24 protein-coding genes and 1 tRNA gene are annotated in these 22,527 nt (G+C 67.4%); 5 read left to right on the top strand and 20 right to left on the bottom strand.

Annotated elements, in window-relative coordinates:
* Positions 1-91: 91 nt before the first annotated feature.
* Genes pgeF through ASC67_RS02620 form a run of 3 tightly spaced genes read right to left on the bottom strand, consistent with a single transcriptional unit; the run spans position 92 to position 2,222 of the window.
* Positions 92-802, bottom strand: a complete 711-nt coding sequence (gene pgeF / locus ASC67_RS02630) for a peptidoglycan editing factor PgeF (protein ID WP_056315137.1) — start codon at positions 800-802, stop codon at positions 92-94.
* A gap of 59 nt (positions 803-861) precedes the next feature.
* Positions 862-1,503, bottom strand: a complete 642-nt coding sequence (gene maiA / locus ASC67_RS02625) for a maleylacetoacetate isomerase (protein ID WP_056314796.1) — start codon at positions 1,501-1,503, stop codon at positions 862-864.
* Between the two features lie 11 nt (positions 1,504-1,514).
* Complete coding sequence (locus tag ASC67_RS02620) at positions 1,515-2,222, bottom strand: fumarylacetoacetate hydrolase family protein (RefSeq protein ID WP_056314795.1); 708 nt, start codon at positions 2,220-2,222, stop codon at positions 1,515-1,517.
* Positions 2,223-2,326: 104 nt separating this feature from the next.
* On the opposite strand from ASC67_RS02620, the gene ASC67_RS02615 reads away from it, so the two are divergent.
* Positions 2,327-2,872 carry an NUDIX hydrolase gene (locus ASC67_RS02615; protein WP_056314793.1) on the top strand — a complete coding sequence of 182 codons (546 nt, stop codon included), beginning with the start codon at positions 2,327-2,329 and terminating at the stop codon, positions 2,870-2,872.
* A gap of 285 nt (positions 2,873-3,157) precedes the next feature.
* Here ASC67_RS02615 and ASC67_RS02610 read toward each other — a convergent pair whose 3' ends face one another.
* Entirely contained in the window at positions 3,158-3,787 is a 630-nt protein-coding gene (locus ASC67_RS02610; protein ID WP_235566196.1) for a transglutaminase-like cysteine peptidase, read from the bottom strand.
* A 118-nt stretch (positions 3,788-3,905) separates the two neighbouring features.
* Here ASC67_RS02610 and ASC67_RS20115 point away from each other — a divergent pair, with 118 nt between their 5' ends.
* On the top strand, positions 3,906-4,184 hold the full coding sequence (locus tag ASC67_RS20115) for a hypothetical protein (protein ID WP_200946773.1): 279 nt from the start codon (positions 3,906-3,908) through the stop codon (positions 4,182-4,184).
* A gap of 108 nt (positions 4,185-4,292) precedes the next feature.
* Positions 4,293-4,369, top strand: a tRNA-Pro gene (locus ASC67_RS02605).
* A gap of 105 nt (positions 4,370-4,474) precedes the next feature.
* Here the strand turns inward: ASC67_RS02605 and ASC67_RS02600 are convergent.
* From ASC67_RS02600 to aceA, 9 genes are all read right to left on the bottom strand, one after another.
* Entirely contained in the window at positions 4,475-4,957 is a 483-nt protein-coding gene (locus ASC67_RS02600; protein WP_056314788.1) for a MerR family transcriptional regulator, read from the bottom strand.
* A 36-nt stretch (positions 4,958-4,993) separates the two neighbouring features.
* Entirely contained in the window at positions 4,994-5,335 is a 342-nt protein-coding gene (locus ASC67_RS02595) for an integration host factor subunit alpha (RefSeq protein ID WP_056314787.1), read from the bottom strand.
* Positions 5,336-5,362: 27 nt separating this feature from the next.
* Positions 5,363-7,783: a phenylalanine--tRNA ligase subunit beta gene (gene pheT / locus ASC67_RS02590; protein ID WP_056314785.1), complete on the bottom strand. Its 2,421-nt coding sequence runs from the start codon at positions 7,781-7,783 to the stop codon at positions 5,363-5,365.
* Between the two features lie 27 nt (positions 7,784-7,810).
* Complete coding sequence (gene pheS, locus ASC67_RS02585; protein WP_056314783.1) at positions 7,811-8,848, bottom strand: phenylalanine--tRNA ligase subunit alpha; 1,038 nt, start codon at positions 8,846-8,848, stop codon at positions 7,811-7,813.
* Between the two features lie 107 nt (positions 8,849-8,955).
* On the bottom strand, positions 8,956-9,312 hold the full coding sequence (gene rplT, locus ASC67_RS02580; protein ID WP_056314782.1) for a 50S ribosomal protein L20: 357 nt from the start codon (positions 9,310-9,312) through the stop codon (positions 8,956-8,958).
* Positions 9,313-9,357: 45 nt separating this feature from the next.
* Complete coding sequence (rpmI, locus tag ASC67_RS02575; RefSeq protein ID WP_056314780.1) at positions 9,358-9,561, bottom strand: 50S ribosomal protein L35; 204 nt, start codon at positions 9,559-9,561, stop codon at positions 9,358-9,360.
* A gap of 110 nt (positions 9,562-9,671) precedes the next feature.
* The gene (gene infC, locus ASC67_RS02570) at positions 9,672-10,229 is read right to left on the bottom strand and encodes a translation initiation factor IF-3 (RefSeq protein WP_082535782.1); all 558 of its coding nucleotides are present in this window, start codon (positions 10,227-10,229) and stop codon (positions 9,672-9,674) included.
* Positions 10,230-10,324: 95 nt separating this feature from the next.
* The gene (thrS, locus tag ASC67_RS02565) at positions 10,325-12,232 is read right to left on the bottom strand and encodes a threonine--tRNA ligase (protein ID WP_056314776.1); all 1,908 of its coding nucleotides are present in this window, start codon (positions 12,230-12,232) and stop codon (positions 10,325-10,327) included.
* Between the two features lie 195 nt (positions 12,233-12,427).
* Entirely contained in the window at positions 12,428-13,744 is a 1,317-nt protein-coding gene (gene aceA / locus ASC67_RS02560) for an isocitrate lyase (RefSeq protein ID WP_056314774.1), read from the bottom strand.
* 297 nt (positions 13,745-14,041) lie between these two features.
* Here aceA and speB point away from each other — a divergent pair, with 297 nt between their 5' ends.
* Positions 14,042-14,977 (top strand): agmatinase, encoded by a 936-nt coding sequence (speB, locus tag ASC67_RS02555; protein WP_235566195.1) that lies wholly within the window; start codon positions 14,042-14,044, stop codon positions 14,975-14,977.
* Here the strand turns inward: speB and ASC67_RS02550 are convergent.
* The 7 genes from ASC67_RS02550 to ASC67_RS02520 all read right to left on the bottom strand — a co-directional run bounded on the left by ASC67_RS02550 (position 14,895) and on the right by ASC67_RS02520 (position 21,015).
* Complete coding sequence (locus ASC67_RS02550) at positions 14,895-15,974, bottom strand: vWA domain-containing protein (RefSeq protein ID WP_056314771.1); 1,080 nt, start codon at positions 15,972-15,974, stop codon at positions 14,895-14,897. The two genes, speB and ASC67_RS02550, sit on opposite strands and share 83 nt — an antisense overlap.
* Positions 15,971-16,519 (bottom strand): hypothetical protein, encoded by a 549-nt coding sequence (locus tag ASC67_RS02545; RefSeq protein ID WP_056314769.1) that lies wholly within the window; start codon positions 16,517-16,519, stop codon positions 15,971-15,973. The genes ASC67_RS02550 and ASC67_RS02545 overlap by 4 nt, the downstream gene beginning before the upstream one ends.
* Positions 16,510-17,565: a vWA domain-containing protein gene (locus tag ASC67_RS02540; protein ID WP_200946771.1), complete on the bottom strand. Its 1,056-nt coding sequence runs from the start codon at positions 17,563-17,565 to the stop codon at positions 16,510-16,512. The genes ASC67_RS02545 and ASC67_RS02540 overlap by 10 nt, the downstream gene beginning before the upstream one ends.
* A gap of 7 nt (positions 17,566-17,572) precedes the next feature.
* On the bottom strand, positions 17,573-18,487 hold the full coding sequence (locus ASC67_RS02535; protein ID WP_056314766.1) for a hypothetical protein: 915 nt from the start codon (positions 18,485-18,487) through the stop codon (positions 17,573-17,575).
* Positions 18,488-18,543: 56 nt separating this feature from the next.
* The gene (locus ASC67_RS02530) at positions 18,544-19,398 is read right to left on the bottom strand and encodes a DUF58 domain-containing protein (RefSeq protein ID WP_056314764.1); all 855 of its coding nucleotides are present in this window, start codon (positions 19,396-19,398) and stop codon (positions 18,544-18,546) included.
* The gene (locus ASC67_RS02525) at positions 19,395-20,417 is read right to left on the bottom strand and encodes a MoxR family ATPase (protein ID WP_056314762.1); all 1,023 of its coding nucleotides are present in this window, start codon (positions 20,415-20,417) and stop codon (positions 19,395-19,397) included. The genes ASC67_RS02530 and ASC67_RS02525 overlap by 4 nt, the downstream gene beginning before the upstream one ends.
* A gap of 106 nt (positions 20,418-20,523) precedes the next feature.
* Positions 20,524-21,015, bottom strand: a complete 492-nt coding sequence (locus ASC67_RS02520) for an Lrp/AsnC family transcriptional regulator (RefSeq protein WP_056314760.1) — start codon at positions 21,013-21,015, stop codon at positions 20,524-20,526.
* Positions 21,016-21,173: 158 nt separating this feature from the next.
* Between ASC67_RS02520 and ASC67_RS02515 the strand changes: the two genes are divergently transcribed.
* Positions 21,174-22,481 (top strand): aspartate aminotransferase family protein, encoded by a 1,308-nt coding sequence (locus tag ASC67_RS02515; protein WP_056314758.1) that lies wholly within the window; start codon positions 21,174-21,176, stop codon positions 22,479-22,481.
* Positions 22,482-22,527 lie beyond the last annotated feature (46 nt).

The raw sequence follows: 22,527 nt of genomic DNA, 5'->3' as shown, positions 1-22,527 counted from the left end.
GTACGGGCTGGGGCCGGTGGGGCTGGTGATGTACCTGCTGGGAACGCCGGCGCGTCGTGCCGCCCGGCGCCGGGCGGAAGCGACCGAGGCTTCAGCCCCTCTCGATCCAGATGGCCGCGGCCATGCGCCCACTGTTGCCATGGAGCGGACGGTCGCGGCGGAACGAGAAGAACCGTAAGTCGTCCTCGACGGTGCACCAGATGCCGCCGTCGATTCGCTCGAGGCCGAAGGCCGCCAGGCGGTCGCGAGCCAGACCGGCCAGATCGGCCCGCCACTTTCCCACCGCGCACGGCACGAAACGGGGGTGGGGTGACCCCGGCGTCACGCCGAAGCCGGCCAGCACGTCGGCACCGACCTCAAACTGTCGTGGTCCGATGCAGGGGCCGAGCCAGGCCTCCAACTCGGCCGCAGTGCAGCCGGTCGCCTCGCACAGGGCCTTCGCAGTCGCTTCCAGGACGCCGGCCGACAAACCGCGCCAGCCGGCGTGGGCGGCCGCGACACCCCGGCCATCGGGTGCGGCAAACAGTACCGGCAGGCAGTCGGCGACCTGGATCACGCAGGCCACGCCGGGCGTGGTCGTCCAGCAGGCATCGGCTTCGGGCGCTGCATCGTTGAGCTCAGCCAGCGGCAGGCGAACCGCGCGCACGCCGTGAACCTGGCGCAGGAACACCGGGGTGCCGCCCAGCGCGGTCGCATAACGACGCCGGTTCTCCGTCACGGCCAGCGGATCGTCGCCGACCGCGCTGCCGAGATTGAGGGACGCGAACACACCGTCGCTGACGCCACCGGCCCGGGTGCTCATCAACGCGCCGACCCGCGCCGCCACGAAACGGGGCCGGATAGCGTCGCCGAGCGGCTCGGTCACGGTTCGAAATCCGGGCAGGCCGAGGGCTGGGCACGCTGGAAGGCCGCCTCGGCCATGCAGGCCTCGAAGACACGCATCACCGTGGGCACGTGGTCCAGCCGGCAGTCGAAGCGCTGCGCATTGAATATCTGCGGCACCAGCACGCAGTCCGCCAGGGTCGGCGCATCGCCATGGCAGTAGCGCCCGATGCCGGGCTCCTGCACGAGCCGCCGCTCGACCACGCCCAGGCCCTGCTCCACCCAATGCCGGTACCAGGCGTTCTTGGGCTCCTCGCCCACCTGCAGGTCGCGCACCAGGTAGCGCAACACCCGCAGGTTGTTCAGCGGATGGATCTCGCAGGCGATGTCGAGTGCCAGCGAGCGGATGCGCGCGCGTTCGAGCGCCGTGCCCGGCAGCAGCGGCGGCTGGGGATGCACTTCGTCGAGGTACTCGATGATCGCCAGCGACTGGCTGATCGAGTGATCGCCGTCGATCAGCTGGGGCACGAGCCGGGCGCTCGACACCGCGCCATAGGCTTCGGCGAGGTGCTCGTTGCGGGCCAGATGCACCGCGCGGTAGTCGTAGCTCAGCCCCTTGAGCGCCAGCGCGATGCGCACGCGGAAGGCGGCGGAAGAGCGGAAGTAGCTGTACAGCTCCATGGCGGGTTTTCTCAGCCGGTGATGCGCAACCGCAGCGGCTCCAGGCCCTCGACGCGCGCCTCGAGCAGGTCACCGGCCACGACCGCCGCCACGCCCTCGGGCGTTCCGGTGTAGATCAGGTCGCCGGGCGCCAGCGTCCAGGCCGCCGACAGGTGTTCGATGATCTCGGCGACGCTCCAGATCATGCGGTCGATGTGGCTGACCTGGCGGACCGTGCCGTTGACGTCGAGCACGATCGGCGCCGTGTGGATGCCGGGCACCTGCGCGGCTGGCGTCAGCGGTCCGATGGGCGCGGAGGCCTCGAAGCCCTTGCCGATCTCCCAGGGGCGACCGGCCTTCTTCATGTCGTTCTGCAGGTCGCGCCGGGTCATGTCCAGCCCGACCGCATAGCCCCACACATGATCGAGGGCGGCTGCGGCCGGGATGTCTCGGCCGCCGCGACCGAGGGCCACCACGAGTTCGACCTCGTGGTGAAGATTCTTCGTCAGGCCCGGGTACGGCATCTCGCCGATCGCGCCGGCATCGACCGCCAGCACCGCATCGGCCGGCTTCATGAAAAAGAACGGCGCCTCGCGGCCGGAGTGGCCCATCTCGATCGCATGCTCGGCGTAGTTGCGGCCGACGCAGTAGATGCGGCGTACCGGAAAGCGTTCGCTGCGGCCTTGAACCGGCACACTGGGCACAAGGGGAAGATCGATCACGTGGTGAAGGGTCGGCATGGTCGTTGGGCGAACGTCAACAAGGCATCGAAGATGATGCCACGCAGGTCCGGGCATAGGCCTGCGAGAGGCGAGTCGCGAGGGCCCCGGTACACTCGCTCGCCATGTTCTCCGCGCGCAGTTTCCGGCATTGCAAGACCTGCGGCGGTGCCGTCGAATACCGCGTTCCGGCGGATGACAGCCGCGAGCGCGCGGTCTGCTCGGTCTGCGAGGCGATCCATTACGAGAATCCGCTGAACGTGGTGGGCACGCTGCCGACCTGGGACGACCAGGTGCTGCTGTGCCGGCGTGCCATCGAACCGCGCCACGGCCTGTGGACCCTGCCGGCCGGCTTCATGGAGCTCGGCGAGACGCTGGAGCAAGGCGCGCTGCGCGAGACCGACGAGGAGGCCGGCGCCCGGGTGCAGCTGCAAGGCCTGTTCTCCGTGCTGAACGTGGTGCGCGTCGGCCAGGTGCATTTCTTCTACCGCGCCGCGCTGCAGGACCTGAATTTCGCGCCTGGCGTCGAGTCGTTGGAGGTGGCGCTGTTCCGCGAAGCCGAGGTGCCGTGGGATCACCTGGCCTTCCGCACGACGGCCGAGACGCTGCGCCGCTACTTCGCCGACCGGGCGGAGGGTCAATTCGGGCTGCACTGTGCCGATATCGCATGAGCACACTCCTGTCCCGATGACGGCTCTGCCCTCCTCCGCCACCGCCCCCGCCTCGACCCGCCTGCGCGAAGACCTGATCCACCCCGACCCGCTGCTGGACTGCCTGTTGGAAGTCTGCCGCGTGCACGGCGCCTCAGTCGCAACTGCATTTCCAGGTAGCCGCGCGTCGAACCCACGGTGACCAGCGCGCTGCCCAGCACGCCGACCATCACGGTCGCGAGCAGCAGCAGCCAGAGTTGTCGGATCAGAGACATCGCTCGCCTCTTGAGTTGCACAGGGCCTTGTTCATACGAAGCCTTCCGCTCGTGCCTTGGCCAGCACCTCTCGCCATCGCGAGAGCCGTGCCGTCGGATCGCCGGCCTTCTGCGCGCCGGTGCCTTGCCACAGCCCCTCGGCGTTGAAGCTGAACACCGGACTCAGGTCGCGCCGCAACGAGGCCGGTCGGATCTCGGAGATCAGGTTGTCGAGGATCAGGGGTTCGGCCGAGGGCTGGGCGTAGTAGGCCAGCACCATGTGGGCCCGGACGTTGCCGCCCAGGTCGGCACGCACGTAAACCATCCTCAGCTTTGCCGACGGCAGTCCAGCGGCGATCAGCGAAAAGTACTTGGCGATCGCGAAGTCCTCGCAATCGCCGGCACCGCGCGCCAGCAGTTCGAGCGGGCTGGCCCACTGATCGACCTGACCCGCGGCGTCGATGTCCTCGGCGAAGACGATGCGCTCGTTGAACAGGCGGTTGAACGCCTGCAGACGCGCCTCCTCCGGCATCGATTGCGTGGCGGCGATCGTCGACTGCAGTTGTCGCACGCCACTCACCGCCTCGGGCCCGTGGCGCTGCGCGGTATCGAGCATTCGGTCGCGATCCCAGGCCCAGGGCAACACGCCGGGCACGAGCAGCGCCAAGGTCAGAAGCCACATCGCCAGCGCTCCTGAACACCACGGCGCGACGCTCGGAAGCGCCGGCATTCGCGGGGCAGGAAGGGACACAGTCGCGCTCGGAGACATCGGAACTTTTTCGGCCGTTTCCCCTGGGGACTTGAACGTCTGGCATGCAAACGTGAAGCACCCGGCCGGACAACGCAGCGCGCAGCGCCCGGTGGCGGCGCTGGGGCTCTCGCGCATCGATACCGGCGCCCTGCCCGAGGGCGACTGGCGTGCCGGCGACGACGCCGCGGCGCGTTGCCCGATCACGGACGCACCTCTGGCGACCACGCCCCGAAGCGAGCTCGACGCTCGCGCCAAGGCGCTGGCGGATGCGCGACCTGGCGTTGCTCCGGTCGCCCCCCCGGCGCCCAAGCCCCCCTCGTCCCGTTGAACGAAAGCCGACCCGGCGTGCAGCGGATCGAAGCGGTGCAGCAGGTGTCCGGGCCACGCGGATCAAGGGCCGTCGATGACGGTCACTGGGCTATACTGCGCGGCTTGTCGGGGCGTAGCGCAGCCTGGTAGCGCACTTGCATGGGGTGCAAGGGGTCGCGAGTTCGAATCCCGCCGTCCCGACCAAAGAAAAGACGAGGCCTGACCGGTGATTGCCACTGGTCAGGCCTTTTGTCTTTTCGGGTGCGTGCCGGCGCTCGAACAGCACGTGCCGATCGTTGGACGATTTCGTTAGGGCAGCAACAACTGTCGGATCGACACCAATTCATCGCGCATCGTCGCCAGGGTCGGCGGAGCGGCGTTGACGAGCACCCGCGCGACCGAGGCCGTTGGGGCGACCGCGGCCGCTTCCATCGTTTCGATCTCCGGCAGTCCTTCGCCGACCGGCAGTGCGCCGTCCGCACCCTCGCCTGCGTCCGCTGGCGCCTGCGCCGCCTCGGCCGCAAGGGCGGCGCGCACACCGGCCTCCGAGAGGCGATTGCGGGCACCGCTGATCGTGAAACCCTGCTCGTACAGCAGTTCCCGGATCCGCCGGATCAGCAAGACTTCGTGGTGCTGGTAGTAGCGGCGGTTGCCACGTCGCTTCATGGGCTTGAGCTGCGAGAACTCCTGCTCCCAATAGCGCAACACGTAGGGTTTGACGCCGCACAGCTCGCTGACTTCACCGATCGTGAAATACCGCTTTGCAGGGATCGGCGGCAGCGATTTTTCCATTGGAAATCAAGGGCCTGTGGCGTATGACCTCAGACTTTACTCGAACTCCTCCGTGCTCGGTATGTCACCTTGCACGACACCCTTGAGTTTGTGGCTTGCGTGGAACGTCACCACATTACGGGCCTTGATCGGGATGGCCTCCCCGGTGCGCGGGTTGCGCCCCGGCCGGGGCGCCTTGCGCCGGATCTGGAAATTGCCGAAGCCGGACAGCTTGACATCGTGCCCCTCGACCAACTGGCCGTGGATCAGCTCGAAGAAGGCCTCGACCATGTCCTTGGACTCGCGCTTGTTCAGCCCCAGGCGCTCGAACAGCAGTTCGGCGAGCTCGGCCTTGGTCAGCGTCGGCGTCTCGAGGGTCGGCAACAGCACTCGGTCCATGGTCGGATTCTTCCGTATCGGCGCCGCTCAGGCACGCAGGCGGGCGCCAAGTTGCGCGGAAAGTGTGTCAAGCACGGATTGGACCGCCGCGTCGATGCGCTCGTCGGTCAGCGTACCCAGCTCGTCCAGCAGTTCCAGCCGGATCGCCACGCTGCGCTCACCGGCGGCGACGTCCGCGGTCAGCGTCTTGGGGCGGTAGACGTCGAACAAGCGTGCGCTGCGCACGACGCCACCGCTGGGCGCCGTCGCGATCGACTGCATCAGAGCGTCGTGGGTGACGACGTCGCCGACGATCAGCGCGATGTCCCGAACGGCCGCCTGCTGCTTGGGGATCGGCGCATAGACCGGCACGCGGCTTTCGGCGATCGCCTGGGCATCGAGCTCGAACACGATCGGCGCCAGGGGCAGCTCGTAGGCCTGCCGCCAGCGCGGGTGCAACTCACCGATCCAGCCGATGGCCCGGCCGTCGAGCTCGATGCGGGCGCTGCGCCCCGGATGCAGCGCCGGGTGCTCGGCCGCGACGAAACGCGGCCGGCTCGGCACCAGCAGGGCTTCCACGTCACCCTTCACGTCGAAGAAGTCGACGCTGCGTTCGGCCGAGCCCCACTGCAGCTCGTCATTGGGGCCGTAGGCCAGGCCGCCCAGGCGCAACGGTTGGTCGACCCCGGCCACGCTGGAATCACTGTCGCCCACGGCGGGATCGCGCAGGAACACGCGGCCGACCTCGAAGACGCGCACGCGCGCCGCCTTGCGCGCGAGGTTGAAACGCAACACGTTGACCAGGCTGCCGATCAGGCCGGAGCGCATCACGGCCAGCGGCACTGCGATCGGATTGAGCAGCCGGATCGGCGTCGCATTGCCCGCGAAGTCGCGCTCCCAGCGCTCTTCGACGAAGCTGAAGTTCACCGTCTCCTGGTAATCGAGCCCAGCCATGGCGTGCCGCAGCGTGTGCAGGCCGCGACGAGACTCCGACAGCACGCGCGGCGTCACGGGTGCGCGCGGCGGCGTGTCCGGCAGCATCGAGTAGCCGACGACACGGATGACCTCCTCGATCAGGTCCTCCTCGATCTGCAGGTCGAAGCGCCAGCTCGGCGGTGCGACGATGACGCTTCCAGCATCCTCGCGGCAATCCAGTCCCAGCCGCCGGAACACGCCGATGCACTGCTCCTGCGAGACCGGCATGCCGATCACGCGGCTGGCACGATCGACGCGCATCGATACCGGTGCGCGCTCGGGCAGGCCGAGTGTCTGGTCGTCCATCGGACCGGCCTCACCGCCGCAAACGTCGAGGATCAGCTGCGTGATGCGCTCGATGTGCTCGACCGTCTGCGCCGGATCGACGCCACGCTCGAAGCGGTGTCCGGCGTCGGTGCTGAAGTTGTAGCGGCGCGAGCGTCCGGCGACGGACTGCGGCCACCAGAACGCCGCCTCGACGTACACGTTGTGAGTGTCGTCGCTCACCGCAGTGGCCTGGCCGCCCATGATCCCGGCCAGCGATTCGACCTGCAAGTCGTCGACGATCACGCCGACGGCCGCATCGACTTCGATGGTGCTGCCATTCAACAATTCGAGCTTCTCGCCAGGACGTCCCCAGCGAACCTGCAATCCGCCGTGGATCTTGTCGAGATCGAAGATGTGCGAGGGGCGACCGAACTCGAACATCACGTAGTTCGAGATGTCGACCAACGCGCTCACCGCGCGCTGCCCACAGCGCGCGAGGCGCTCGACCATCCAGGCGGGCGTCGCGGCCTGCGGGTTCACGCCGCGGACAATGCGACCCGAGAAGCGGCCGCACAGATCGGGCGCCTCGATGCGCACCGACAGCTTGGCATCGTGCACCGCCGGCACAGGCGGGAAAACAGGCTTCTTCAGCGGCGTGCCCGTCAGCGCCGACACCTCGCGGGCGATCCCGTAGACGCTCAGGCAGTGGGCCAGATTGGGCGTGAGCTTCAGCGTGAAAAGCGTGTCGTCGAGCTGGAGGTGGCTGCGGATGCTCGCCCCTACCGGCGCATCGTCGGCCAGGATCAGCAGGCCGCCATGATCTTCCGACAGCTTGAGTTCGCGCGCCGAGCACAGCATTCCCTGGCTCTCGACGCCGCGCAGCTTGCCGAGCTTGATCCGGAACGGCGCGCCGCCTGCCTCGGCCGGCGGCAGTTCCGCGCCCACCAATGCACAGGGCACCTTGATCCCGGCACGCACGTTCGGCGCCCCGCAGACGATGGACAGCGGCGCCTCGGTGCCGACATCGACCCGGCAGACATTGAGCCGGTCGGCATTGGGATGCTTCTCGATCGAGAGCACCTCGGCCACCACAACCTTGTCGAACGGCGGCGCCACCGGGCACAGCTCCTCGACCTCGAGGCCGGCCATGGTCAGCGTCTCGGCCAGTTCGGCGGTCGACAGCGGCGGGTTGCAGAACTCGCGCAACCAGGATTCAGGAAATTGCATGAGACCTGTGTCGTTGAGGAAACCGGATCACTTGAACTGCGACAGGAAGCGCAGGTCGCCGTCGAAGAACAGCCGCAGGTCGCTGACGCCATAGCGCAGCATCGCCAGCCGGTCGATGCCCGACCCGAAGGCAAAGCCGATGTAGCGCTCCGGGTCCAGGCCCATGTTGCGGATCACCTGCGGGTGCACCTGCCCCGACCCAGATACCTCGAGCCAGCGGCCCTTCAGCGGACCGCTGCCGAACATCATGTCGATCTCGGCGCTCGGCTCGGTGAACGGAAAATAGCTGGGCCGGAAGCGGATCTGCAGATTGCTGGTCTCGAAGAAGGCCCGGATGAAGCTCACGTAGACCGATTTCAGGTCCTTGAAGCTGATGTTCTCGCCCACCCACAGGCCCTCGACCTGATGGAACATCGGCGAGTGCGTCGCATCGCTGTCGACGCGGTAGGTGCGCCCCGGAGCAATGACGCGGATCTCCGGCATCGGCAGGCCGGCATCGAGCGCGGCGCGGTGCGCCTTCACGTGCCGCACCGCATGGCGGATCTGCATCGGGCTGGTGTGGGTGCGCAGCACCTGACCGCCCTCGACGTAGAACGTGTCGTGCATCGAGCGCGCCGGGTGATCGGCCGGCGTGTTGAGCGCGGTGAAGTTGAACCAGTCCGTCTCGATCTCGGGGCCGTCGGCCACCTCGAAGCCCATCGACCCGAAGATGGCCTCGATGCGCTCCATCGCGCGGGTGATCGGATGCAGTCCGCCGCTGCCACGGCGCCGGCCCGGCAGCGTGACGTCGAGCGACTCGGCACGCAGTTGCAGCGCCAGTTCGGCATCGGCCAGCGCCTGTCGTCGCGCCGCGAGCGCGGCCTCGACCTGCTGCTTGGCCGCATTGATCTCGGCGCCGCGGGCCTTCTTCTCGTCGACCGGCAGGCTCGCCAGCTGCTTCATCTGGGCCGTGAGCTCGCCGCTCTTGCCGAGGAAGATGGCTTTCGCATCCTCGAGTTCAGCCGGCGTACGGGCCCCGGCGAAGGCCTGCACTGCTCGTTGCACCAGTTGACTGAATGCTTCCATCAGATCTCTGTCTTGCGGATGAAGGAGGTGACGCTGAAAAAGCAAGGGGCCGACGCTCGCGCCTCGGCCCCTGCAGTGCACATCGGGCCTGCGAGGCCCGACATCGATCAGGCGAGCTGGGCCTTCACCTTCTCGACGATGCTGCCGAAAGCGGCCGGATCATTGACCGCCAGCTCCGCGAGCATCTTGCGATCGATGTCGATCGCGGCCTTCTTGATGCCGGCCATGAAACGGCTGTACGTGATGCCGTGGCTGCGCGAAGCCGCATTGATGCGGGCGATCCACAGGCGACGGAAGACGCGCTTGCGGTTGCGACGGTCACGGTAGGCATACTGACCCGCCTTCATCACCGCCTGTTTGGCGATGCGATAGACGTTCTTGCGGCGGCCACGGAAGCCCTTGGCGAGCTCCAGGACCTTCTTGTGACGAGCGCGTGCGGTGACACCACGTTTGACGCGAGGCATGTTTCTACTCCTTCAAGAATTGATCTGAGACCTGGACGTCGCGGCTCAGAGGCCTGCGAACGGCAGCATCTGGGCCATGTGGCCCATGTTGGTCTCGTGCACCGCAGCCGTGCCACGCAGGTGGCGCTTGTTCTTGGTGCTCTTCTTGGTGAGGATGTGGCGCTTGAACGCCTGACCCCGCTTGACGGTGCCGCCCGGGCGGACACGGAAACGCTTGGCAGCGCTCTTCTTGGTCTTCATCTTGGGCATGACTGCTCCTTCTAGTTTGTTCCCGCAGGCGCCGCGAACCACTCGCGGACTTGGGGCCTGTCGGTCACTTGTGCCTTCGTTGCAGCGACCAGACCGCAACGACGGTGAACTCACTTCTTTCGCTTCGGCCCGAGCACCATGATCATCTGGCGCCCTTCGAGCTTCGGCATGTTCTCCACCACCGACACATCGGTGAGTTCGTCGCGAATGCGCTCGAGCAACCGCATGCCGATGTCCTGGTGCGTGATCTCGCGGCCGCGGTACCGCAAGGTCACCTTGCCCTTGTCGCCCTCTTCGAGGAAGCGACGCAGGTTGCGCATCTTGATCGCGTAATCGCCTTCATCCGTACCGGGCCGGAATTTCACTTCCTTGATGTCGATGACGTGCTGCTTGGCCTTGGCTTCCGCGGCCTTCTTCTGTTCCGCGTACTTGAACTTGCCGTAGTCCATCAGCCGGCAGACCGGCGGGTCCGCAGTCGCCGAAATCTCCACCAGATCGACGTCCGCCTCACCCGCCAGGCGCAAGGCCTCCTGGATGCTGACGATGCCCAGCGGCTCGTTCTCGGGCCCGTTCAGGCGCACTTCCGGCGCCATGATTTCCCGGTTCAGCCGGTGCTTGCGTTCGTCGTTACGGGTGCGACGGTCAAAGAAATTAGCGATGGTCAGAATCCTTTCGAGCCCTGTGCGTTCCAGCGCTCAGGCTCCACATCGAACACACACGCGCCTGGACAACCAAGGTGTGGTGTGGGAAACGAACTCCCGCATCACACCTTGTGGGCGATGTCGCTAGCCATCCTCTGGGAAAAGGCATCTAGAGGCATCACGCCGAGGTCCTGGTTGCCCCGGGCGCGCACCGCAACGGCCCCCGCAGCCTTTTCCTTGTCGCCGACGACGAGGATGTACGGGAGCTTTTGCATGGAATGCTCGCGGATTTTATACGTGATTTTCTCGTTGCGCAAATCGACGCCGGCTCTAACTCCTTGTTTTTGCAGCGTTTTCGCAATCTGGGCGGCGTAGTCGGCCTGCCCGTCGGTAATGTTGAGCACCATCACCTGCACCGGTGCGAGCCACGCCGGCAGCGCGCCGGCGTGCTGCTCGATGAGGATGCCGATGAAGCGCTCGAGGCTGCCGACGATCGCCCGGTGCAGCATCACCGGGAACAGGCGTTCGCCGCTCTCGGCCACGTAGACCGCATCCAGCCGCTCCGGCAGCGAGAAATCGACCTGCATCGTGCCGCACTGCCATTGACGGCCCAGGGCGTCCTTCAATGTGTATTCGATCTTCGGGCCATAGAACGCGCCTTCGCCGGGCGAGATGACGAACTCGCAGCCCGAAGCCCGCAGGCTTTCCACCAGCGCATGCTCGGCCTTGTCCCAGACCGCATCGGAGCCGATCCGCTTCTCGGGCCGGGTGGCGACCTTGTAGATGATGTCGTTGAAGCCGAAGTCCTTGTAGACCTTCTGCAGCAAGGCCGTGTAGGCCACGCACTCCGGCAGGATGTGCTCCTCGGTGCAGAAGATGTGGCCGTCGTCCTGCGTGAAGCCGCGCACCCGCATGATGCCGTGCAGGCCGCCGGTGGGTTCGTTGCGGTGGCACTGCCCGAACTCGCCATAGCGCAGCGGCAGGTCTCGATAGCTCTTGATGCCCTGCTTGTAGATCAGGATGTGGCCCGGGCAGTTCATCGGCTTGAGCGCGTAGTCGCGCTTCTCCGACTCCGTGACGAACATGTTCTCGCGGTACTTGTCCCAGTGTCCGGTCTTCTCCCACAGGCCCTGGTCGAGGATCTGCGGACCCTTGACCTCGAGATAGCCGTTGTCGCGGTAGACCGCGCGCATGTACTGCTCGACCTGCTGCCACACCGTCCAGCCCTTCGGGTGCCAGAACACCAAGCCCGGCGCATGCTCGTCGAGGTGGAACAAGTCGAGTTCGCGGCCGAGCTTGCGGTGATCACGCTTCTCGGCCTCCTCGAGCATGTGCAGGTACTGCTGCAGTTCGTCCTTGCTGGCCCAGGCCGTGCCGTAGATGCGCTGCAGCATCTCGTTGCGATGGTCGCCGCGCCAATAGGCCCCGGCCACCTTCATCAGCTTGAAGTGCCTGAGCTTGCCCGTGCTCGGCACGTGCGGGCCACGGCACAGATCCTCGAACGAGCCTTCGCGGTACAGCGACACCTCCTGGCCGGCCGGAATGCTGGCGATGATCTCGGCCTTGTAGTCTTCGCCGATCGACTTGAAGTGCGCGACGGCCTCGTCGCGCGGCAGCACGCGGCGCAGGACCTTCTCGTCCTTCTTCGCCAGCTCCGTCATCTTGGCCTCGATGGCCGCCAGATCCTCCGGCGTGAACGGGCGCTTGTACGAGAAGTCGTAGTAGAAGCCGTTCTCGATGACCGGACCGATCGTCACCTGCGCATCGGGGAACAGTTCCTTCACCGCGTACGCCAGCAGGTGGGCCGTCGAGTGGCGGATCAGTTCGAGGCCGTCGGCATCCTTGTCGGTGACGATGGCGAGCCGTGCATCGCCCTCGATGCGGTGACCCGTGTCGACCAGCTTGCCGTCGACACGGCCACCCAGCGCCGCCTTTGAGAGCCCGGTGCCGATCGAGGCCGCGACCTCGGCCACGGTGACCGGGCCGGGGAACTCGCGTTGCGAGCCATCGGGAAGCGTGATCACGATCATGGAAGAGCCTCTGAAATGAAAAAAGCGCGGTGGAGACCGCGCTTTGAGACAAGAAAGAACAGACGTGCTCAGACTGCGGTCGGACAACCCTGGTGGATGGTGGTCGACGTTCGCGGTGTCATAACCCGGCGTGCCTTTCTCGTCCTTGTTCGTGGGTGCGAGCGCGCATTGTAGGCGCCGCTCGCTGGTCCCCGATCAGTGGAACTGCTCTTCTTCGGTCGAGCCGGTCAGCGCCTTCACGCTCGACGAGCCGCCCTGGATCACGGTGGTCACGTCGTCGAAGTAGCCCGCGCCGACTTCCTGCTGGTGCGACACGAAGGTGTAGCCCTGCTCGCGCGCCTTGAACTCGGGCTCCTGCACCATCTCGACGTAGTGCTTCATACCCTCGCCCTTGGCATAAGCCTGGGCGAACTGGAAAGTGTTGTACCAGTTGATGTGGATGCCCGCGAGGGTGATGAACTGGTACTTGTAGCCCAGCTCCGAGAGCTTTTCCTGGAACACGGCGATCGTCTTGTCGTCCAGGTTCTTCCTCCAGTTGAACGACGGCGAACAGTTGTAGCTCAGCAGCTTGCCCGGGTGCTTGGCATGCACGGCCTGCGCGAACTCGCGGGCGAAGCCCAGGTCCGGCGTGCCGGTCTCGCACCACACGAGGTCGGCGTAGGCGGCGTAGGCGACGCCGCGGCTGATGGCCTGCTCGAGGCCGTTCTTCACGCGGTAGAAGCCTTCCTGAGTGCGTTCACCGGTCAGGAAGGGCTTGTCGTTGGCGTCATGGTCGCTGGTGATGAGGTTGGCAGCTTCGGCATCGGTGCGGGCCAGCACGATGGTCGACACGCCCATCACGTCGGCGGCAAAGCGCGCGGCGATCAGCTTCTCGCAGGCTTCCTGGGTCGGCACCAGCACCTTGCCGCCCATGTGGCCGCACTTCTTGACCGCAGCGAGCTGGTCCTCGAAGTGCACGCCGGCAGCGCCGGCGGCAATCATGTTCTTCATCAGTTCGAAGGCGTTCAGCACGCCGCCGAAGCCGGCTTCCGCGTCGGCCACGATCGGCAGGAAGTAGTCGACGAAGTCCTTGTCGCCCGGGCCGGTGCCGCGCGACCACTGGATCTCGTCGGCGCGCTTGAAGGTGTTGTTGATGCGGCGGACCATGGTCGGCACCGAGTCGTAGGCGTACAGCGACTGGTCGGGGTACATGGTCTCGGAGGTGTTGCCGTCGGCAGCCACTTGCCATCCCGACAGGTAGACCGCCTCGACGCCGGCCTTGGCCTGCTGCATGGCCTGGCCCGCGGTGATCGCGCCGAAGGCGTTGACGTAGCCCTTCTTCGACGCGCCGTTGCACTGTGCCCACAGCTTCTCGGCGCCGCGCTTGGCGATCGTGTACTCGGGCTGCAGGCTGCCGCGCAGACGCACGACGTCGGCCGCGCTGTAGCCGCGCTTCAGGCCCTTCCAGCGCGGGTTCTCGGCCCAGTCTTTTTCGAGGGCGGCGATCTGTTGTTCACGGGTCGGTTGGCTCATGTCGGGCTCCGGAAGTGAGTGAAAGAAGGTGGGGAAACGATGTCTCAGCGTAAGGCCAAACGGTGCGCCGAGGAAGACTTCTATCTTATATAAGACTCAACCAGAAATCTATTTAAAACAACAACTTGGAATGAAAATTTCCGCATGTGAAATCGATTCTTTCGCCATGAAAAAATCTGCGGCGCTGCAGCATCCTAGCGTTTTGCATCGCGACAAGACAATTTCTCATCGTGGGAAATTCAGCCAGGGATGCGCATCCGACTGTCATTCGGGTCGCGACCGAGGATGATCGCGGCCATGAGCACCTTCGCCTTTCTCTCCGGCAACACCTTCCTGAAACTTCCGCTGCGCGCCGATCGACCCTACGCGGTCGCCGGGCTGGCGTGGGACGGCTCGGTCACCAATCGGCCCGGCGCGCGCTTCGGTCCGCGCGCAATCCGCGAGGCGAGCCACATGCTGTGCGATGGCATCCATCCGCATTTCGATGTCAGCCCGGCACCCTACCTGACCGACCTCGGCGACCTGCCGCTCCCCAACACCAGCCTCGAAGGCATGCGCGCGGCGATGGCACCGCTGGTGGGCGAGATGATCCGAGCTCACCACATGGCCTGGATCGGCGGGGACCACTCGGTCACGCTGCCGCTGCTGCGGGCCTACAGGGACTGGCTGGGCCGACCGCTGGCCGTGATCCATTTCGACGCCCATTGCGACACCTGGGAAGATCATTTCGGCGAACCCAGCGGCCACGGAACCTGGGTCTACGAAGCCATCCAGGAAGGGTTGGTGATTCCCGAGTGCTTCACGCAGATCGGCATCCGCTCGGCCGGCGTTCGCGAGGCTCGCGACTACGTGCGAACCCAGGGCGGGCAGATCTTCGATGCAAGGCAGTTGCGCGGCCTGGAGAGCCCGGTGCAGCTGGCACCGGTGACGACGGCGATCCGTGAACGGCTCGCAGCCCACGGCCATCCGCCGCTCTACCTCAGCCTCGACATCGATTGCCTCGACCCGGCATTCGCGCCAGGCACCGGCACGCCCGAGCCCGGTGGCATGACGACGAACCAGGTGCTGTCGCTGTTGGAGGAACTGGCCGATCTCGACTTCGTCGGCATGGACTGCGTGGAGGTCGCCCCACCCTACGATCACGCCGAACTCACGAGCTATGCCGCGGCAAGTTTCGTGTGGACGTATCTGTGCGGACAGATGGCGCGCCGTGGCGCCCACCGGCCCGCTTGACGCCCCCCGGGCGCCGCGCCGGCAGGTAGACCGCGAGCAGCGCCAGCAAGCCCAGCAGCCCGAAGGGCCAGCGCAGATCCACGCGCGACGCGACCGGATGCGCCAGCTGCTCGCTGGTCAGCGCCGCATACAGCGCCTGGGGCGTGGTGAGCCGCTGGTAGGCCAGGCCTGTTTCGCTGGCCAGCAGTTGCAGATAGGGTTCGCGCAGCGACGACAAGTGCTCGCTGCCCGGCGTCGAACCCAGCATCACGCCGGGGCGGTCGCTGCCGTCCTCGACCATCTGCTCTCCCGCCACGCTGCCGCCCCGGCCGTAGCTGCGCGGGTCGAGCTGCATGACTTCATCGGCTTCCCAGTAGCCGTAGGCGCGACCTTCGAGGTCGTGCTTCGGGATGCGCGCCGGCAACAGGCCGCCCACGCCCACCACCAGGCCCGGCGCGACACGCACGGCGCCTTCGTCGCTGGGGCGGTACTGCGGGTTGACCGGCGGGGCCTCCTGCCCGTCGGTCACGAACACCAGTGCCGGTCGGGACGGCAGGGCCTTGACGATCTTCAACCCGCTGTACAGCCCCTTGGCGACCTCACTGTTGCCGGTCCAGGCCATGCGGCCATCGATGTTCGACAGCAGGGACAGCAACTCCCGCTGGTTCTCGCACACCTCCACCGGATCCATCAGCAGGAAGGAGCGGTATTCAGTGAACAGGCCCCAGCCGATGCGGCTTCCGCACGGCAGCTTGCGCAGCACTTCGCCGATCACCCACTTGGCCTGCGCCAGACGGGTGACCGAACGGCCGTCGCGTTGCTGGTCGGCCACCTCCATGCTCTGCGTCACGTCGAGCACGATCACCATGTCGCTCTGCCGCTGCGGCCAGGTGAGGTGCGGCGACACGAAGGTGATGGCCAGCGCCAACGCCGCGAGCGCCAGGCACGCGCGGGCCGTCCCTGCGCGCAGCGACGCCCCGCCGCGACGCAAGGCCGACCGCAGGTCGACGAGTTTCATGGCAGGCCTCGCGATACGCCACGCATCGTCGTGGCAGCGCGCTCGGCGTTCTCCGGCGGTCCGGCGGCCTCTGGCTCGGCATCGTCGGGGTCGGGCTGCAGACGCTGGGCGCGCTCGAGGTTGTAGCGGGCGTCCCAGCGACCCGGGTCCTGCCGCAGCACCTCGCGGTAGCTGGCCTTCGCCAGTTCGATCAACGGCAGCGCCTGGCCCGGCAACGCCGAGCCGCGCAGCACCAACGCCTGCAACAGCAACTGGTTCGCAGCGTTGTAGCGGGCCGAACGACCGAGCACGCTGTCGTCCTGAAGTACCCGGTAAGCATCGATGGCCGCCTCGCGCTCACCGCGGCGGGCCAGCTCGGCCGCATGTGCGAAACGCAGCTCCGCGCGCTCCGTCGGCCCGGGCCGGTCGGCCACGCCCGCACCGATCAGCGCGTTGTCTCGCTGCTTGTCCTGCCAGCGCCAGGCATCGATGCCGGCGGCCACGGCCAGCAGCACCAAGGTGCCCCAGGCGAGCCTCAGACGGGTCCGCGGCGTCATCAGCGCCATGACCGGCCCTCGGTCCAGCGGCTGGCGAACAGCAGCAACACCGCGGCCAGCGCCAGCGCATAGGCGTGTGCCGTCAGGTCGCGGCGCGGCACCAGATCCTGGTAGGTGATGGGCAGGTTCTCCAGCCGGCCCACGTCGGCGATCGCGCGCTTCAGGGCCTCGGGGTTCTCCGCTTCGTAGGCACGGTAGGGCACGCCGGCGGACTGGAAGAATCGATCGAGGAAGATCTCCGGCACGGTGTCCGCCGCACCGGGCGCGTCGCCCGCGCTTGCACGCAGCCCCGGGCTGCGCGCCGAGCGGATGTAGATCCAGTAGAGCGAGACGCGTTGCGCCCGCAGCCGGTCGACGATGACCTGCCGCACGCCCGGATCGATGTGATCGCCGCCGTCCGACACCAGCAGCACGATGCGCGAGCCGGTGTAGGGGCGGTCATCGAAGAAGCGCAGGCCTTCGAGCAGCGCCGCCGCGATGTCGGTCTCGCCGAGACCGCGCCCGACCTCGCCCGCGGCGATGGCCGCCTGCACCACGTCGGTCTTCTGGGTGAAGTCGAGCACCCGGATCGGCAGCGTGCTGAACACCGCCATCGCGAAGCGGTCCTGCTGGCGGCTGGCTGCGAACTCGCCCAGCAGCTGGCGCGCCGCCTGGCCCTTGCTGACGTGCACGCGCTCGTCCTGCTGGTTGTAGGCATACCAGGCGGCCGAGCCCGGTGTCGGCCCGTTGACGGACGCCGAACTGCTGGCGAAGCGCTCGTCCATGCTGCGGCTGCGATCGAGCAGCAACGCGATCTCGGCGCCCTGCCCGACCCGTTCGACCTCGTACTCGGCGCGGTACACCCCCGCGAGCGCGACCACGATGCCCGCGATGGCCAGGGCCCCGAGCACGCGCAAAAGCCACTTCAGCGCCACCGAGGCGCGGTCCGCGGGCAGCAGCGCGAGCCACGAGTGGCTCCGGGTCGTGCGGCCGTCGCGCAGCAGCGGCAGCAGGGCCAGCGGCAGCAACCACAGCCAGGTCGGATGCGCCCAGCCGATCGAGTCCAGCAGGTTCATCGCCATCTCACGCCAGGCCTCGTTCGATATCGAAGCAGCGCCGGCAGAACTCGCGCAACCAGAGGCGATCGGCCTCGAGCGGCACCTGCCCACCGAAGAAGAAGCGCTCCGAGCGCTCAAAGAACTGCAGCATCTCCCCGCGCACCCCGGCATAGGCCGGCCGCTCGGCCACGAAGCGGTCGACGGCGCCGGCATGGAGCACGCGGCTGGCGGTGGCATCGAGCGCTGCGTGCAGTGCACGCCAGGCGTCCAGCCATTCACCGGCCGGGCCGGCAATGGGCACGCCCTGCAGCCGCCGCCGCGCGCGCGCGAACGGTCGTTGCCGGCGTCGCCACCACGGCCAGCCCAGATAGACCATCGCCAGATGGGCCAGCGGCAGCAGCGCCAGCACCGCGTAGATGCCCAGGCGCCACTGCTCGGGGCGGGTGTCGACGTGCAGTGCCGGAACGTCGGGTCGCAGGGTGCCCAGCCCGGCCCGCAATGGCGCCTCGAGCGGCGCCAGCGGCGTGAGGCCGACCGGCGCGAAATCGATGCGCAGTTCCTCGCCGCGCGGCTGTCCATCGAAGCGCAGCGTGAAGGACGGCAGATCCAGCACCACCGGCTCGCTGGGCGCCCGGAACACCTGGTAGTCGAGCACCAGCGTGTGGCGCCGGCCCGCCAGCGTGGGCCGCCAGCTCTGCGCGACCCGTCGCAGTTCGAACGAGTGGCCGATCCGCCCGGCGGTCGGCACCGAGGCGTCGTCCAGCGTCAACCGGTTCGGCACATCGAGCACGATCGTCCTCGTGAGCACGTCGCCCACAAGATGCCCGAAGGCCCGCGGATCGCCGACCTGCACGACGATCGGCGCGGCATCTTCGGCAGCAGCCGCAGCGATGCCGCTCCCCATCAGCAAGCCGAGCATGGCGTGGGCGAGCAGCGCCATCCTCAGTGCGTGTCCGGGCCGTCGCCCATCGCTTGGAGCGCTCCCGATTGCCATGCTCAGCCCTGCACGAAATGAGCGCTCACCGCATCGGCGCGGTAGCCGTCGTCGAGGACAAGCGGATCGAGGCGATGCCGGTGGAACAGGGCCTGCAGCGCGGCCCGCCGCTCCACCTGGGCCGCCCGCCAACGCTCGCGCAGCACCGGCCGCATCCAGACCAGGGTCTGCTCGCCGCTCTCGGGGTCGGCCAGCTGCGTGAGGCCATTGCGCGGCGGATCGAACTCCTGACGGTCCCACACCAGCACCGGCACCACCTCGTGGTGGGCCAGCCCGCCGAGCAAGGCATCGAGTTCGGTGATCGGCAGGTGGAAATCTGACACCAGGAACACCAGCGAACGCCGATGCGGCAGCGCCCGCGCCGCCTGCGCGAGACCGCGCGCCGACCCTTGCGGTTCGAGCCCGCGCAGGCGTTGCGCCAGCAGGCCACCGAGGCCGCGTCGGCGCGTCGGCGGCAGCAGCCAGTCGCGTCGCAGCAGGTCGTCGCACCCGACGAAGCCGAAGGAATCGCCGGACCGCCATGCCGACTGGGCCGCCGCATCCGTGAAATCGGCCAGCACGTCGAGCTTGCGGTGCTTGCCTCGGTAGCCCATCGATGCGGAAAGGTCGGCGACCACGACGACCGGAACGGCCTTGCGCTCGCTGAACACCCGCACCTGCCACTGGCCGAAGGCGTCGCGCAGGCTGGCGTGAACGTCGATGCGGCGCGTGTCGGGTGCATGGGTGAGTGGCACGTGGCCGCGGAACTCGAGCCCGGCCTCGCCGCGTCGGCTCCGGTGCGCCCCCGGCACATGGCCGGCCACGCCGTGCCGCACACGGTAGTGGAACTCGCGCACCGCGGGCACCGCCGGCTTCACGGCGCCGCCACCTTCGAGACGATGCCCTCCATGAGCGCCGTGATGATCTCGGCGCGCCGCAGTTCATAGACCGGTTGCAGGCACAGGCGGTGGGCGATGGTCTCGTGGAACACCGCGCGCAGGTCCTCCGGCGTCGCGTAGCTGCGGCCGTCCAGCCAGGCCGCCGTGCGCGCGGCACGCAGCATCAGGCTCATGCCGCGCGGACTGGCGCCCGCGAGCATCAGGTCCGAGGTGTCGGCCTCGTCGAGTACCACGCCGTAGTCGGCCGGCGCGGCGGTGGCGCGCCACAGGTGCAGTGCGTAGTCGCGCAGCGCCTCGGACGCCTGCACGCCCTGCTGCACCGCGGCCGCCACCGCCGGCAACTCGCGGTAGGGCAGCATGCCGGCTGGCAGTTCGTCGATCAGCGCATCGGTGTCGTGGAAGCGCGGGTCGAACATCAGCGCGCGACGGTCCTCGTCGCTGGCCGGCGCGTCGATGGTGATCTCCATCATGAAGCGGTCGCGCGCCGCGGACGAGATCTCGAAGGTTTCCTCGCGCTCGACGCGGTTGCGGTCGGCGAACACCAGCAGGTGCGGGAAGCGGTACTCGCGGTTGAACGCCGTCAGGCTGCGCTCGGCCATCACGCGCAGCAGCAGCGCGTGCACCTGGGGGCGCGCGCGGTTGATCTCGTTGAAGAAGAAGATCGCCAGCTCGTCGCCGTGCTGCGTCAGCGGCCCCGGGTCGACCTGCGGGCGCCCCTCGCTGCTGATGTGCGTGTGGTAGACGAGGTCGTTAGGCATCAGGTCGATCGTGCCCTCGGTGCGTCCGAAGGCGCCGCCGATCAGGTGCGCCACGCTGCGCAGCAGCGTCGTCTTGCCGACGCCCACGTCGCCCTGCAGCAGCACGTGCCCGCGGGCAAACACCGCGGTCGTGATCAGTCGCAGCGCACGCTGCTGTCCGATCACCGCGCGCGCCGCCAGCGACTCCAACTGCAGCGCCCGGTTGCGCCAGTCGCTCAACTGCGCGTCGTTCAACTCCATGGGTCTCCTTCGCGAACCTGGTCAGGCCCGTCGAAAACGAGCATGTCAAAGCCGCGAGACGAGCACAAGCTGCGGGCTTCCCCGTGGTGCTCCGCAAAGGAGCAATTCAGACCTGCAGAGCTGTCGTCTTCTTGACCGTGCGCAGCACGAGCATCGAATTCGAGCGCAGCACGCCCGGCAGGCGCATCAACACGTGGGTGTGGAAGCGCTCCAGGTCGTCCGCATCCTTGTAGGTGAAGCGGATCAGGTAGTCGTTGGTGCCGGCGACGTAGAAGCAGTCGAGGATGCTCGGCACGTCGAGCACCGCCCGCTCGAAGGCCTCGATCGCCACCGTGGTCAGTCGCTCCAGGTTGACGATCGTGTAGCTGGTCCCCGGCTGGGCGACCGCGCGGGGGTTCACCAGCGCCACATAGCTGGCGATCACGCCCGAATCCTCGAGCTGCTTGACCCGCCGCAGACAGGCCGAGGGCGACAGGTGGACGCGCTGGGCCAGGTCCTGGTTCGAGACCCGGCCGTCGGTCTGGAGCTCGCGCAGGATGGCCCGGTCGACGGTATCGAGTTGAGCATCCGATTGCTTGCGATCAGGTTTGTTTGCCATGATGTTCTGTTATTACCTGAATTATTCGAATTTTATGCGAATGACGCGGGTTCACACCGGCCGATTGCGCAAGCACATTGCGTTACGCGAAGACTAGACTGAGGTCAGTGATTCACTGCGACGGGGCGGCGTGCCCCGTGCTCCGAAGGACCGGCTCCATGACCACAGATCTCGACGCCTACTGGATGCCCTTCACTGCCAATCGGCAGTTCAAGAAGGCGCCGCGGCTGCTGTCCAAGGCCTCGGGCATGCACTTCTGGACGCCCGAAGGCCGCGAGGTGCTCGACGGCATCGCCGGGCTGTGGTGCGTCAACGCCGGCCACGCCCGCCCGAAGATCGTCGAGGCGATCCGCGCCCAGGCGCTGGAACTCGATTTCGCGCCGCCCTTCAACATGGCCCACCCGAAGGCCTTCGAACTGGCGGAGCGGCTGGTCGAGCTGACGCCGGCCGGGCTGAACAAGGTCTTCTACACGAACTCGGGTTCTGAATCGGTCGACACCGCGCTGAAGATGGCGCTCGCCTACCACCGCGTCCGCGGCGAAGGCTCGCGCACCCGCTTGATCGGTCGTGAGCGCGGCTACCACGGCGTCAATTTCGGCGGCATCTCGGTGGGTGGCATGGTCGCCAACCGCAAGATGTTCGGGTCGCTGCTGACCGGCGTCGATCACATCCGCCACACCCACGATCCGGTGCGCAACGCCTTCTCGATCGGCCAGCCGCAGCACGGCGCCGAACTGGCCGATGACCTGGAGCGGCTGGTGGCGCTGCACGACGCCAGCACGATCGCGGCGGTGATCGTCGAGCCGGTTGCCGGTTCCACCGGCGTGCTGCTGCCGCCGCAGGGCTACCTGGAGCGCCTGCGCGCGATCTGCGACAAGCACGGCATCCTGTTGATCTTCGACGAGGTGATCACCGGTTTCGGCCGCACCGGCGCGCCGTTCGCGGCGCAGCGCTTCGGCGTCACGCCCGACCTGATGACGGTGGCCAAGGGCCTGACCAACGGCTGTGTGCCGATGGGCGCGGTGTTCGCGAAGCAGCACGTCCACGACGTGTTCATGAACGGCCCGGAGCACCTGATCGAGTTCTTCCACGGCTACACCTACTCCGGCCATCCACTGGCCTGCGCCGCGGCGCTGGGCACGCTCGACACCTATGCCGAGGAGGGCCTGCTCACTCGCGCGGCCGAGATGGAAGCCTATTTCGCCGACGCGCTGCACAGCCTGAAGGGCCTGCCGCATGTGATCGATATCCGCAACATCGGGCTGGTCGGCGGCATCGAGCTGGCACCGATCGACGGTGCACCGGGCAAGCGCGCCTTCGACATCTTCCTGGAGTGCTGGGAGCGCGGCGTGCTGATCCGCACCACCGGCGACACCGTGGCGCTGTCGCCGCCGCTGATCATCGCCAAGACGCACGTCGACCAGATCGTCGGCACCTTGAGCGATGCGCTGAAACGCGCCGGCTGAGCCCGACCGCCCTCGTTCCCTTCCGACCTCGCAACCCCTTCACCGA

The organism is Methylibium sp. Root1272 (genome assembly GCF_001425905.1).
Taxonomy (GTDB): domain Bacteria; phylum Pseudomonadota; class Gammaproteobacteria; order Burkholderiales; family Burkholderiaceae_C; genus Methylibium.
Note: the sequence above shows the minus strand (reverse complement) of the source record. Positions and strands in the feature narration are given on the sequence as shown.